Source organism: Anabaena subtropica FACHB-260 (genome assembly GCF_014697105.1).
GTDB lineage: Bacteria > Cyanobacteriota > Cyanobacteriia > Cyanobacteriales > Nostocaceae > Trichormus > Trichormus subtropicus.
The window spans coordinates 1-14,031 of sequence record NZ_JACJRF010000004.1; the positions used below are offsets into that span (position 1 = coordinate 1).

At 39.9% G+C, this 14,031-nt stretch carries 12 protein-coding genes; 4 read left to right on the forward strand and 8 right to left on the reverse strand.

Annotated features, from left to right (window positions below; all coding sequences use genetic code 11):
* Nucleotides 1-307: 307 nt before the first annotated feature.
* The 4 genes from H6G18_RS03220 to H6G18_RS03235 form a co-directional block, all read right to left on the reverse strand.
* A complete protein-coding gene (locus H6G18_RS03220; RefSeq protein WP_190405647.1) occupies nucleotides 308-1,105 on the reverse strand; it encodes a class I SAM-dependent methyltransferase in 798 nt (265 codons plus the stop codon).
* A gap of 84 nt (nucleotides 1,106-1,189) precedes the next feature.
* Nucleotides 1,190-2,215, reverse strand: a complete 1,026-nt coding sequence (locus H6G18_RS03225) for a helix-turn-helix domain-containing protein (protein WP_190405648.1) — start codon at nucleotides 2,213-2,215, stop codon at nucleotides 1,190-1,192.
* A 434-nt stretch (nucleotides 2,216-2,649) separates the two neighbouring features.
* The gene (locus H6G18_RS03230; RefSeq protein WP_190405649.1) at nucleotides 2,650-4,245 is read right to left on the reverse strand and encodes a 2-isopropylmalate synthase; all 1,596 of its coding nucleotides are present in this window, start codon (nucleotides 4,243-4,245) and stop codon (nucleotides 2,650-2,652) included.
* A gap of 90 nt (nucleotides 4,246-4,335) precedes the next feature.
* On the reverse strand, nucleotides 4,336-4,857 hold the full coding sequence (locus H6G18_RS03235) for a LabA-like NYN domain-containing protein (protein WP_011318899.1): 522 nt from the start codon (nucleotides 4,855-4,857) through the stop codon (nucleotides 4,336-4,338).
* Between the two features lie 758 nt (nucleotides 4,858-5,615).
* Here H6G18_RS03235 and H6G18_RS03240 point away from each other — a divergent pair.
* Nucleotides 5,616-7,949 (forward strand): CHASE2 domain-containing serine/threonine-protein kinase, encoded by a 2,334-nt coding sequence (locus H6G18_RS03240; RefSeq protein ID WP_190405650.1) that lies wholly within the window; start codon nucleotides 5,616-5,618, stop codon nucleotides 7,947-7,949.
* Between the two features lie 195 nt (nucleotides 7,950-8,144).
* Here the strand turns inward: H6G18_RS03240 and H6G18_RS03245 are convergent, their stop codons facing one another.
* Together H6G18_RS03245 and pirA are read right to left on the reverse strand one after the other, a co-directional pair.
* On the reverse strand, nucleotides 8,145-8,600 hold the full coding sequence (locus H6G18_RS03245) for a hypothetical protein (protein ID WP_190405651.1): 456 nt from the start codon (nucleotides 8,598-8,600) through the stop codon (nucleotides 8,145-8,147).
* Nucleotides 8,601-8,886: 286 nt separating this feature from the next.
* Nucleotides 8,887-9,042, reverse strand: coding sequence for an arginine synthesis PII-interacting regulator PirA (gene pirA, locus H6G18_RS03250; RefSeq protein ID WP_190405652.1), 156 nt, complete (start codon nucleotides 9,040-9,042; stop codon nucleotides 8,887-8,889).
* Nucleotides 9,043-9,152: 110 nt separating this feature from the next.
* On the opposite strand from pirA, the gene H6G18_RS03255 reads away from it, so the two are divergent.
* Genes H6G18_RS03255 through dprA form a run of 3 tightly spaced genes read left to right on the forward strand, consistent with a single transcriptional unit; the run spans nucleotide 9,153 to nucleotide 11,837 of the window.
* On the forward strand, nucleotides 9,153-9,953 hold the full coding sequence (locus H6G18_RS03255) for an SAM hydrolase/SAM-dependent halogenase family protein (RefSeq protein ID WP_190405653.1): 801 nt from the start codon (nucleotides 9,153-9,155) through the stop codon (nucleotides 9,951-9,953).
* Between the two features lie 50 nt (nucleotides 9,954-10,003).
* Nucleotides 10,004-10,669, forward strand: a complete 666-nt coding sequence (locus H6G18_RS03260; protein WP_190405654.1) for a DUF2301 domain-containing membrane protein — start codon at nucleotides 10,004-10,006, stop codon at nucleotides 10,667-10,669.
* 49 nt (nucleotides 10,670-10,718) lie between these two features.
* Nucleotides 10,719-11,837, forward strand: a complete 1,119-nt coding sequence (gene dprA / locus H6G18_RS03265; RefSeq protein ID WP_190405655.1) for a DNA-processing protein DprA — start codon at nucleotides 10,719-10,721, stop codon at nucleotides 11,835-11,837.
* On the opposite strand, the gene psb28 is transcribed toward dprA, so the two are convergent.
* Nucleotides 11,834-12,202 carry a photosystem II reaction center protein Psb28 gene (gene psb28 / locus H6G18_RS03270; RefSeq protein ID WP_190405656.1) on the reverse strand — a complete coding sequence of 123 codons (369 nt, stop codon included), beginning with the start codon at nucleotides 12,200-12,202 and terminating at the stop codon, nucleotides 11,834-11,836. The genes dprA and psb28 overlap by 4 nt on opposite strands.
* Nucleotides 12,203-12,287: 85 nt before the next feature.
* Complete coding sequence (locus H6G18_RS03275; RefSeq protein WP_190405657.1) at nucleotides 12,288-13,817, reverse strand: serine hydrolase; 1,530 nt, start codon at nucleotides 13,815-13,817, stop codon at nucleotides 12,288-12,290.
* Nucleotides 13,818-14,031: the final 214 nt, after the last annotated feature.

Consider the following 14,031-nt stretch of genomic DNA (forward strand, 5'->3'; position numbering starts at 1 on the left):
ATTTCCTGCCCTTTAATCAGATATAGGGCTTGTATTCGTTCTTTGCACCGAGACTGTTTTTGATGTCTGAGCCACTCCTCTAGTTCCTCGACACTTTCTTCAATCTCAATATGCGTTACCCCTGCCATCACATACTCTGAATACTACTTCTGTCTATATTTACCATCTGTCGCATTCTTTTTTCAAATTGGTATTACTATTCACTTCAGATAAGAAACTTCATAACCAGGAATGCCGACAAATTCACCTTGGTAGATAGCTTTTGAGGCTCACAGAAAACCTCTATTCCGTCCACACTGATGGAGTGTTAGCTTGCTCTATAAGCCCATATCTCAAACTTGGCTTGAGATGATAACTCTGTTTCCAACGAACCGTAATGTTCAACACAAAACTCTTCAAACTCGCTCATTACATGAGGAAATATTTCATCCGACACCAGCCAACATAAACCGTATGCCCGTGATTTGGAAAAACTGAGGAGTTCTTCAACAGTGTTACTTACCGTCCACTCTTTTGCAATCACATACTTTGACCGATAACCTTTGCTATAAAAATAGTCTTCTACGTTAATTTCTTCAATTACTTTATTGACACGCTTCGATGCTTCTTTCGCTTCGTATTTAGCTAAAATAGCTCTCAAATAACGCTCAAATTCCATGCGGGCAGGTGGGGTAATCCATTGAGCATTGAGATAAAAACCTTGTGGTTTCAAGACGCGATGAATCTCATCTAGAAACATTTTTTTATTGGAAATGCCGTGAACCATGTGAACGGTTAACACAACATCAAAACTCTTATCTGTAAAAGGTAATTGTGAAGCATCGGCATGAATCAAGTTCAGATTTTGAGGAATTTTGTCCAGTTTTTTTCTTAATTGGTCAAGCATTGCTTCAGAAACATCAATTCCTGTGACAGGATAGCCGCGTCTGATGAAAGGAAGAACATTCAATCCTGTACCAATACCAGGTTCTAAAAAAGATGTCTCAGGCGTTGCATCAACTAATTCCAGGATAAAATCTGCAACTTCCTGCGCGACGGATTCTGTTAACCAACGGGTTTGGTCGTAAAGGTGAGCAATGTTGTCGTAATAAGTAGACTTGACCATTTTGCTAAAATTTATACAGTAGTTAAAACTATCAACTTTTTTATTGTTAGGTTATAGGCTGACTTTTACCGCTTGTCGTCTCATTTAAAACTTCTCTAAAAATCGACCTAATCGACAATCTTGAGGAGTAATACCAAACTTACGCTTGAATGCGGCGGCGAAGTGACTTTGATTTGCATAACCGACTGTGTTAACTACTGTTCTCACGTTCTGCTTTTGTTCTTGTAGCAGCTTTCGCGCTACTTCTAAGCGATAGTCACGCAAATAGCCAAATACTGTAGTACCAAACACTTCACGAAAGCCGTACTTTAGTTTGTTGTCATTAATACCAACTGTCTTAGCTAAGTCAATCAATGAGGGTGGATGATCGTAGTTTTTGCTAAGAATATCCCTAGCTTGATAAATTTTCTCAACATCGCCAGCTTTGAGATTAATCAAGGGTTGTTTATCTCCCTCAGCTTCTATTAATTGGGCAAACTGCAAAGCTAGTAATTCTAAAACCTTGCCTTCAAGATACATTCTTTGTATCATCCCTTGATAGGGAACATTGAGAATTTGCTGTAATGCTGTCTGTATAGGAGGGGTAATCTTGCCCACTGGATGGTGAAACAAGGGTGGTGAGTCTTTTTCTAAGAAAGGCTGTAACTGTTTTGGTAGATGCTCTAGTCCATCGATAAAGGTTTTAAAGAAGTCTAAGTCTATACAAATTCTAATTAAATAGATGCGATCGCCTGCAAAATATTGTTCTACTTCTTCAATATCTGGTAAGTAGAATAGGTAATTATTTCCTACTGTTTCTTGATAATTTTCTCTAACGCCTGGAATCCCTGGACAAATTACATTATGATTACCTGATAAATAAAATTTAGCTGTTAGTACGTAACTACCATAGTGATCAACTATACTATTAACTTGTTGATAGTAATAATCATCAAAAATTTCTAGAACTAATCCTGGGCGAAATTCAACTACTTGGGAATAAGTATCACATAAGCTGTTGCGGAATCTCTGAATTTGGTCAAATCCCTTAGTATTATAGGATACCTCTAGATTTTCTAAAGTTTCCTGTTCAATCTGATTGATTTGCTCTTCCGTCAGGATATTTGTCATGTTTTAACGGCAATTTTAGATAATCAGTTGCAATAAATTATCAACTGTAAAACTAATTAATGTATAATCTACAGTAATTAGTATTTTATTGCAATAAAAAATTAATCTCATTAGTGATAGTATTTGCTATACCATCAACCATAACTAAATAGCTGTTTAGCAAGAGCATGATATTTGCAGAATTAGATCAATTGAAGGGAGCAATGAGAAAAAATGGCGTTGCATATTTGCAGTATAAATTGAGAATTTTGTACAACGCTAAAAGTTGATTCTTTGCTCGTACTCTGCGAGAACGCCTTGTGGCGGATGCGTGTGAGCGTTCGCGGAGCATCTTCTAGAGAAGCGGGGTTGTAGCCCGGCAAAAATCATCCCATCATTCAGCAATGCCAAATAAATAAACCCAACTCACAAGCTAGTTGGGTTTTGTTTGATTTCTATGCAGTGACTTCTGTTTGCTTTTCTTGAGTTTGCAAGGATGCGTATAAACGATTCAGTGCGTTAACGTAAGCTTGGGCAGAAGCTACAATGATATCGGTGTTGGCTGCATGACCAGAAAAGACTCTCGATTCGTAGCGCAAGCGAATAGTTACTTCTCCAAGCGCATCTATACCACCTGTTACTGATTGTACAGAAAATTCAATTAACTGATTCGGTACGTTGACCACGCGGTTAATTGCTTTATAAACTGCGTCTACTGGCCCTGTACCAATGGCTGCATCGGTTAATTCTTCGCCATCTGGGGTACGGAGGGTGACTGTTGCGGTGGGACGTGCATTACTACCACAGGAAACTTGTACCAATTCTACCCGGAACAAATCAGGGGCTTGTTGAATTTCATCGTTAACAATGGCTTCCAAATCCCAATCCGAAATTTCTTTCTTTTTGTCGGCTACTTCTTTAAACCTAACGAAGGCTTTATTTAACTCAGTTTCTGATAGTTCAAAGCCTAATTCTTTCAAGCGGGTACGGAAAGCATTACGCCCAGAATGTTTACCCAAAACTATTTGATTGTCTGTTAAACCAATCAATTGGGCATCCATGATTTCGTAGGTGAGTTTGTTTTTTAACACACCATCTTGATGAATTCCAGATTCATGGGCAAAGGCATTAGCCCCGACGATCGCCTTGTTTGGTTGCACTAGCATTCCCGTTAAACTAGACACTAGGCGAGAGCTTTTATAAATTTGTTTGGTGTCAATATTTGTGAGTGATTCTTCCGAATCTGGGTGTCTACCTAAGAAGGGGTTGAAGTATTGTCGCCGGACGTGTAATGCCATGACTAATTCTTCTAAAGCGGCGTTTCCGGCGCGTTCACCAATACCATTGATAGTGCATTCTAATTGTCTAGCACCATTTTTGACTGCTTCTAGAAAGTTAGCCACTGCCAAGCCTAAATCATTGTGTCCATGAACAGAAATAATTGCTTGGTCAATGTTAGGAACGTTTTCTTTAATGCCCTTAATTATTGCCCCAAATTCGCTGGGTGTGGTGTAACCAACTGTATCGGGAATGTTAACTGTTGTTGCACCAGCCGCGATCGCCCGTTCTAAAACCTGATACAAAAATTCTGGGTCAGAACGTCCGGCATCTTCTGGGGAAAATTCTACATCATTGGTGAAGCTTTTGGCATAAGCTACCATTTCTTCGGCGATCGCTATCACTTCCGGTCTGGTTTTTTTCAGCTTGTACTTCAGATGAATATCAGATGTAGCAATAAAGGTATGAATCCTGCCTTTAGCTGCTGGTTTAATTGCCTCGGCTGCGGCTTTAATATCATCATGTCTCGCCCTTGCCAAACTACAAATTACCGGGCCTGATTCTGTCCCTACAGTTTGAGCAATTTTATTAACAGCTTCAAAATCTCCGGGGCTAGCAAAAGCAAAACCTGCCTCAATAATATCTACACCTAAACGAGCTAATTGTTTGGCGATCGCTAATTTTTCATCTATGTTTAGCGTTGCGCCCGGACATTGTTCACCATCCCGGAGTGTAGTATCAAAAATGATGATTCTTTCTGGCTTAGTTGTCATTTTGGCTATTTGTTTAGTTGTACTTTTTGCTTAAAATATCTAGAACCTAAGTTTTTGTAGTTTTAATTTTGTAAATAATTGCTAAGAATATTAACCTTCTGCTTTTTCTATTCGGTCTCTAATATCATTTAAATCTATATATCTGTCCGTAGCATTACGTAATTCTCTGGCAATCATTCCTTCTGTCGATACTACTGTAATATGTGTATTTTTTGAACGTAATAATTCAATTGCTCTTTCAAAATCACCATCACCACTAAATAGAACTACTCGGTCGTACTGATCTACTGTATTAAACATATCAACGACAATTTCAATATCTAAATTAGCTTTTTGTGAGTAACGACCGGACGAATCATCATAATATTCTTTGAGTATTTTAGTTCTGACTGTATATCCTAAACTAATGAGAGCATCTCTAAAACCTCGTTGATCTTGTGGGTCTTTTAAGCCAGTGTACCAAAATGCGTTGATTAGTGTTGTTTCTGATTGCTCGTTCTTAAAATATTCTAAAACGCGTCTTGGGTCAAAAAACCACCCATTTTTTTGTTGGGCATAGAACATATTGTTTCCGTCTACAAAAATAGACAGACGATTCATTGGGGAACCCATAGAAAAATACACCTAATATATAGTAAAGAATTTAGAATGGACAATAGATTATAGCAATTCTCATTTGATAAATTGACTAATAGTTCTAGCGTAACTTTTCATCTATAGCTTTTATTTTACCTCTCTCAATACCTAAAATTAGCAGTAACATAGGAATTTAAGTGCTGGTCGTTGAACATTTTAACCCTCAAGAGTAAGAGAAACACCCTGTAATCAAAATCTACCAATAAAAAAGACTGATTAACAGGATACTTTGCCATCCATCTATCAATTTTACTTCTAAAGAGGTAAGGCATATGTCTGAAAATAGGAGATTGGGAAATTACCATATATGGGTTGTACAGTTAACAATAAAGCTTAGTAAAAAATACGAGTTTTGTATAAGCGGTATAAGTAGCAGGCTAGAGGCTAGGGATTAGCGGCTAGGAAATAAGGGATAGAAGCTAGTATTTTTTACTCGACACGGGCTGAGTTAACAGCAATTTTCTAAGTCAGCTAATCACGCAAAAATCGGAAAATCCAGTATAGAAAATTATTTTCTCTAGCCCCTAGCATCTAACCTCTAGCCCCTAGCATCTCACCCTCTAGCTCATATTAAGTTCACTTAGTTGAGATTGTCTAACACAAGTTTGGCGTAGAATAAAATTTCTATTACAAATGTATAAGATTATCATTTAAGTTTTGATTTCAATGTAGTTGTAGTATAAATGAAACTAAATAAATAAAAAAATTGTACTTAAACTAATTATTAACACGATATGGCAGAAGAACCTACACAAAAAGACAACAAAAAATATGTGTCTACTGCCAATATAGCGTCAAACAAAACAACAAAAGCCTCGTTGACAGCATCAGCACGTCAGTCTCAGCGTCTAGTACGCTTAGATAACCTACTCACTATTGTTTCAGCAATGGGAGCGGCTTTACTGACAACTTCTGGCTTAAGTTTAGTACAGTTACTGGAAACTCAAGCGCTTTCGACATTTTTTCAAATACGTGGGCCGCTTGTCCCTCCAGAAGACATAGTGATTTTAGCAATTGACGATCAGTCCATATCAATACCCGAACAATACTATAAAACAGATTCACAAAAGTATGCCTACCTGGAACCACTGATTAAGTTTCCTTTTAAACGTGCTGCCTATGCTCAGGTAGTGGAAAAATTAATGCAGGCTGGGGCTAAATCCGTAGCCTTGGATGTGGTTTTTGATTTACCCGGAAGCTATGGTGATGAGGACGATCGCCAACTGCAAGCAGTATTACAAACATACGGTAGTAAAATTACCTTAGCCGCACAATACGAAATTTCTCAATCTCACCAGGGAATATTCACTCAATTAAGGTTGCCTTATGAAAAATTTCTTAACAATAGCTTATCAATAGGTACGGTGAATTTCCCTGTGGAAGTGGATGGGAAAGTACACCGTCTAGCTAGTGAATTTCCCAAGTTGTTAAGCGAATACGGTGCGTTGACAGATAAAATTCCATCCTTTGACCAAGCAGTATTGGGGTCAGCGCAGGTAAAATATCCTCAACCAGAAGGAGAACGTATTTATTTTTGGGGGCCTCCTGGCACATTTGAGCCAATTCCCTTTTGGTATGTCCTCGACCCGCAAAACTGGAATACTTATTTGCAGCAGGGAAAAGTATTCCAAAACAAAATCGTGATTATCGGCGCTACAGCCCAGTTAGCTAATGATTATCATCCTGTTGCAGTAGCCAACAATTGGTTATCTCCTGAACGGATGTCGGGAGTGGAAATTCACGCGAATGCGATCGCCACTGTCATGCAAGGTAAAGCGATCGCCCAAGCAATTAAAAGTCCCACTCTGCAAGCATTATTTGTCTTGGCTTTAGTTGGTGGTGCATCATTCATCATTACTAAAAGCAAAAGCGGGCTGAAAAGATTTATTTTAAGTATTACTGTTGCTAGTGGTTGGGCGAGTATTAGCTATGTCAGCTTTGTTTATGCACAGTTACTATTTCCGACGACTATACCAATGTTGGCGATCGCTTTTTGTGGAATATCTTATCTGGGAACAGAAATAGCTAGAGAAAAAATTAGAACTCGCCAAATAGTCGATATTTTTCAGAAATATAAAACTTCTCCGGTTGTTCAAGAAATTATTAGCCAACAACAGGAACTGCAAGACTTATTGCAGCAAAGATATTTAGCTGTATCGGGAAAAATCCTCAGTGGACGCTACAAAATTGTCAAGGTGCTTGGTTCTGGTGGATTTAGTGAAACTTATATTGCCGAAGATACCCAACGTCCTGGGAACCCGCGATGTGTCGTCAAGCAGCTAAAACCAGCCAACACCCAGGCGAAAGGATTAGAACTAGCTAGACGTTTATTTCACTCCGAAGCACAAACCCTAGAAAGATTGGGTACACACCACAACATTCCCCAACTTCTAGCTTATTTTGAACAAGAGGCAGAATTTTATTTAGTTCAAGAATATATCATTGGTCATCCTCTCAGTCGGGAATTGCCATCCGGTAGAGGCATTATGGAAACAGATGTGAGCGAAATTGTCAGAGAATTACTGCAAATATTAGTATTTATTCATGAAAATGGCGTAATTCATCGAGATATTAAACCCAGCAATATTATCCGCAGAGACTCAGATGGTAAATTAGTATTAATTGACTTTGGTGCAGTCAAAGAAATTTCCTCACTCCACATAGAAAATCAAGAGCAAACCCCCTTTACTATTGGTATTGGGACTAAAGGTTACGCACCCAGCGAACAATGCTTTGGTCGTCCCCAATATAATAGTGATATCTATGCAGTCGGGATGATTGGTATTAAAGCCTTAACAGGCATCGCCCCTCATGATCTGCCTAGAGATGATAATGAGGAAGTGAAATGGAGTGATAAGGCGTTTGTTAGCGACGACTTCGCCCAAATTCTCAGTAAAATGGTACGCGATGATTTTAAGCAGCGATATCAGTCTGCATCAGAAGTATTAGCCGCTCTTAATCAACTAGCCAATTCGGCAGATCAAAACTTCAAACAGAAAGATGACTCATCAATGAATACACTAATATCCATAGATGAAGAAGATTTGCCTACCGCACCTTGGCCATGATTAACAATTCAAAATTCAAAATAGCCTACGGCAAGGCTGCGCCAACAAAATTCAAAATTAAAGACAGTTGGAGTTGGGGATTTAAACCCCGACTCAACTGATACTACGTATAGACATAGGGGTCTTGAACCCTTGATTTTATGATAACTAATGAACAGTTATCAGGTGAATGTTCGCTGATAACTGTTCATTGGTTTAATTAGAATAACCACTGATATATCTAATTACAGATTCTGACTGTATAAGTTTGCCATTGTTGATAATGTCTAGACTAGCACCATTGACAACATATTCATATCGTCCATTTCTAGCGACATATCCTGTGCCTTCTTCCGTATAAGCTGGCAGAGAATAAATCCCTCTACCATTCCGTTTAGAAACACCTGTATAAAACAGCTTTCCACGTCGTTTGCAAAGATGAATAATAAAATTACGAGTTTCAATTTGGGCTGATAATCTTCCTCCTCCAGCATATTGGGGGCAAGTACTGACATTGGCTATAGTTCTACTATTTATTGCCGAATTATGATTAGCTATTAGTTCTGATGCAACAGCAGAATTAACATTACCAACAAATGATAAAGCTGTTCCACAAGTTGTAGCTAAAATTAATAACAAAGACTTCATTTGCTGATTAGGGTAAGTGTTCATATTTAGTCCATTAATTCGATGAATTTTTACTTCATCGGGTGATTAGTTTAACTCAAGACTGATAGATTTTAATCTACATTCATGTCTACCAATTCATCATGAGCTTTTCCAGATTTTTCTTGCAAAATGAACTCCATCTAGAAATTTTATTAGTCAGCGATGCACTGAGCAGAGAAGCCGATAACAAAAAGGAGAATGACTATTGACTATTGACCAATGATTAACCAAAAAAAAACCCGCCTTAGCGGGATAAACACAACAACACTATGAACAATAAATACTGAATTTAAGCAAATTGTCTTAATTCAGCTTCCAGTTGGCGGATTAATCTTTCATCGCCTTTAGCTCTGGCTACTTCTAAGCGATGTTCTATGTTTCTTTGAATATTTTGTCTATGCACTTCTTTGGCAGCACCATTTGCCTTGAGTCTAGTTTGGCTCATAGGATTAACCTCTTAATTTTTCTACTTTATGTTTTGTCTTCCTAACATAGCATAAATTTCGTAGTCTATGTTACAGAAAAATTTAATTTAATATATTTTTTGTGGAAGTCATGCCAGGAAATTGGTCAAATCAGCAGTTTTTAACTTTATTGAGTGATTTTGGCGATCGCGATGTGTATGTAGCTGTGATGAAGGGAGTAATTGCCCAAATTAACCCTAAATTGTCGGTGGTAGATTTAACCCATCAGATACCACCACAAAACATTGCTGCTGCTAGGTTTAGTTTGATGAATGCTTATCCCTACTTCCCAGAAGGGACTGTACACATAGCAGTGGTAGATCCGGGGGTGGGTAGTAAAAGACGAGCGATCGCTGTAGAATTTGCTCAAGGTTTCTTAGTTGGGCCAGATAATGGCACATTTAGCGGCGTATTAGCTCAAACTCCAGCCATTGCAGTTGTTGAGCTAACCAATTCTCGATATTGGCGCACCCCAGAACCTAGCAAAACTTTTCACGGTAGAGATATTTTTGCACCAGTCGCCGCTCATCTCGCCAGTGGTGTGACTCTCCAACAGCTAGGACATGAAATTGATCCAGCTAGTTTGGTGCAAATGAATCTGAAAAATTGTACCGAAACAAAAACTGGTTGGTTTGGCTGCATTCAATACATAGATCACTTTGGTAATTTAGTCAGTAATATTCCAGGTAATTACGTACAAAACAAAAGATGGTGTGTACAAGTTAGCGGCTTGATGATTCCGGGGTGTGATACATACAGTAATGTGAAAGCAGGAGAGGTGGTTGCGCTAGTTGGGAGTCATGGCTGGGTAGAAATTGCCATTAATAGCGGTGATGCACATTCACAGTTACAGCTAAATTTGCAAGACCCCCTGGAAGTCATTAGTTATTAGACTAGTAAATAATAGTTGACTGTTGACTAACGACTAAGGACTGACAACTAATGACTACATCAACAATATCTGCATCAGAGATTTATCAAGGTCAGTTTGGAGAGTTTACCATCAATCAGAGCGATCGCAATGGTGTGATTATCTACCGTTCTGGCTTAATGGTAGCCGCCTTGAGCTTTGCCATTGGCAGTGCTTTAGTATTATTCAACCATAATCCTATCGCCATCCAAGCACTGACACCTTTATACACCTGCTTTAGCTTGGCACTGGGAGTCAGTTTATGGACGATTCATATTTACCTTGCACCCTTGCACAGACTATTACAAGTTTTTTGGTTAATTGGTAGTATTGCGGCGTTTTTTGTCGGACATTCTGATAGCCAACCTTTTGCTGTGACTGTATACAATCAACCTTTAACGATATTGGGAATTGGTTTTACCTTCGCTGCGTTGACAGGGATTTATTTCAAAGAAGCATTTTGCTTTAATCGTTTAGAAACCAAAGCACTAACCTTTATCGTCCCCTCACTGTTGTTAGGACATTTGCTGGGCATTTTACCAACTCAATGGGAACAAGTGTTATTGGGAACTTGGGCAATTTTATTTTTAATATTTGCTGTGCGTAAGGTAGTACAAGCAATTCCCCCCGATATTGGTGATAAATCTGTGTTTGCTTATCTCAAAGAAAAACGCTCAGACAGCACAATTCGTAATTAAAACTGACGAATTTGGGAATACTCAACCCAGTGGGTGTGAGGATGGAAAAGTGGGAGAAGAACGGGCGTATTGGTTAGCTTGGGCGCAAATTTCCGGGGTTGGGCCTGTTTTAGTGCAACGACTACAGCAGCATTTCGGCACATTATCAGCCGCTTGGAATGCAAATAAGGCTCAATTGGGAGAAGTTGAGGGCTTTGGTTTACAGACATTAGAAAAAGTGGTGAGACAGCGATCGCATCTCAACCCAGAACAGTTATTCATCCAGCACGAAGCAGATAACCCTCATTTCTGGACACCAGCCGATACAGACTATCCCCGTTTATTACTGGAAACTCCCAGTCCACCACCCATGTTGTACTACCGTGGTGAAGTAGATTTACAAGAAAATCTAGGAAACAAACCCCTAGTAGGAATTGTCGGGACGCGTCAACCATCAGAATATGGTATACGTTGGACTAGGCAAATTAGCACAGCCTTAGCTAAAAACGGCTTCACCGTAGTTTCGGGTATGGCTGAGGGAATCGACACCGTTAGCCACAGTGCAGCGATGAAAGCCGGTGGAAGGACAATTGCAGTGTTGGGTACGGGTGTAGATGTCGTTTATCCTCCGAAAAATCGGGATTTATACAAAGAAATTTTGACTTGTGGCTTAGTTGTGAGTGAATATCCTGCGACAACACCACCCGATCGCACTCATTTTCCTCGTCGTAATCGCATCATTGCCGGCTTAAGCCGCGCTATTTTGGTAATGGAAGCGCCTATCAAATCTGGTGCATTAATTACTGCTACCTATGCGAATGATTTTGGTAGAGATGTTTATGCACTCCCCGGAAGAATAGATGATCACCCATCCCAAGGTTGTTTAAAGTTACTCAGCCAAGGCGCTTCGCAAATTGTCAGAGAACTAGACGAACTATTAAAAATGTTGGGAGCAATACCACAACTGGACGTAGTAGATAAATCACCAATACCAGAACAGTTGAGTTTGCCTAGTTTATCACCAGAACTACAACAAGTATTGGATGCGATCGCCCTTGAAGCCTTACCCTTCGATTTTATTATCCAACAAACAGGCATGAACGCAGGCTCAGTTTCCAGCGCCTTATTACAGTTGGAACTGATGGGTATAATTTCCCAACTCCCAGGGATGCGATATCAAAAATGTTAACGTTCTCCATATTCCATACCATTAGCCTCGGCGTAACGGTGCATAAAACGCATGAATCGCTCCCAATGATCATCACGCTCAACTTCAAATTGGCACTCTACCCCCTTTAATTCATCACCTTCATCACCCCCAAAGATAAATCTTGTGGAAGAAGGAGTGACACTAATCTCACCTTCCTCATCAGTTAACAATAGAGAATTCAATGATTGTTTAGTAAAACTGGTAAATCCTTCTATGGCTCTGAGTTGATTGAACTGAAACATAACGATGCGTTTATCAGTACGGACTTCTCGCCGCAAACTCACATTACTTAGTTCTTCAAAAATCCCTGCAAAAAATTGAATTGTGGGGGTAGTAGATGTCATAAGCGGATTTTATATTTGATTGTTATAATCCACAATTTACATCAGTTTGTGACCCAGTAAAGACTTGATATATGACACCTGCCAATTATCTAGTTGGTGGGTAATATGGTGGATTTACTACTGGAGATGGATAACCACCTACATTGTTGGATGTAGGAGGAGCAATAGCTGGATTTATAGGTGTGTTGATTACAGGAGAAGTCATGGCTGGCGACTGATAACTAGTTGGAGGTAAATTACTAGTCGTATTACTCGGTATAGGCTCACTCTGGCTAAATTGTTGGTACGCAGCACGAGAAATTGAACTAATGAGTTTTTCGGCACGGGGATCATTATTGGGGCGTTGTACCATGACAGCAACCACATAACGCTTACCTGTGGGAGTATCAATTAAACCCGCATCTGCCAACATAGTACCAATGTCGCCAGTTTTGTGGTATACTCTTGCACCTGCGCCTAAACCGGAAGGTAGGAGATGATCGCGTTCTGTCTGACGCATGATATCGAGGATTTGGTCACGCGATCGCATACTCACTAGATTACCCTGACTCACCATAGCCATCAAATTTCCCAATTCTTTGGGGCTGGTGGTGTTTGTCCCTTGTAAATCTGGTAGTGGATTGCGAATAACTGTATTTGTTAATCCCCAACTCCGAAAACGCTCGTTGACTGCTTCCATACCTCCGAGTCGAGCAATCAGCATATTAGTAGCTGTGTTGTCGCTGATGGTAATCATTTTTGTGGCAACTTCCAAAGCAGCATACTGAGTTCCGGCTGGTTTGTATTGAAAATTACCTGAACCTCCTGCTACCATTTCCCGTTCCATCGTCAGCATCTCATCCAAGCGGATCTTCCCAGCATCGACATCTTGGAAAAACGCAACGAGAATCGGGATTTTAATTGTACTAGCGGCAGGCCAACTGCTACCAGCATTGATATCTACATAACCCCCTGTATCTAAATCTACTAAAAAGACTCCAGGGGTGAGGTTAGGGTTGGCTGCTGTTAATTCTTGTACAGCGTTCTTTAAAGGTGTAATTTCTTGAGTTAAATACACACCTGCTACTGAATTACCAGGATTAATTTTTGACTGAGATTGTCCTGTATTATTACTGCTAGATAGGGTAGAAGCATTAGGAGTAATGCGAGTTGCGGGGTCTAAAACAGACAAGACTGTACCAACGATCGCACCAATACCAACTCCTACAATTAATAACCGTATAGCATACAAAATGGCTCTAGCCATTGGTTTTAATCGTGTCTTGCGTGATACTCTTCTACCGATTTGAGACATCGGCTGCTTCTGCACTCTTACTGTTCTAACTTTTACGTTGTTGCGATTTAAAGGGGGAACCTGACCTTTGGCAGTGGGCATGGGTTTGACTACACTAGGCATTACCAATCCCTGTTTTGGTTTGCGACCTCCAGCAACGGCAGGAGGAGGCACAACATTATTGGAGGAGCGCGTTATGACTGCTGCTCCTGTAGTAGCACGCTGCTGGTTCGGAACTTTAGCTTTTTTTGACTCTACTTTTGGAACTTTACGCGATCGCTGGCGGCGGTTGACGGGTTGTCGCCGCGAGAAATCTCTTAGTTTGTCACTTGACTCTGACACTACTACTCCTTGTGACCCACTCGAATTTTTTCCTGCCGACTCCCGATCCAAAACTCACGCCATAGGCAGCTTGAGGCGGAAATCATTCTTCTGCAACAGCCGGAAAGCAGGAGATTTCCCACTCCCCATTCTTTACTCCCTACTCCCTGTTTTATCTACTTAGTAACATTTTTGTGTTTAGTTTAATTCATATTAAATATTTTGGGGAATAGTT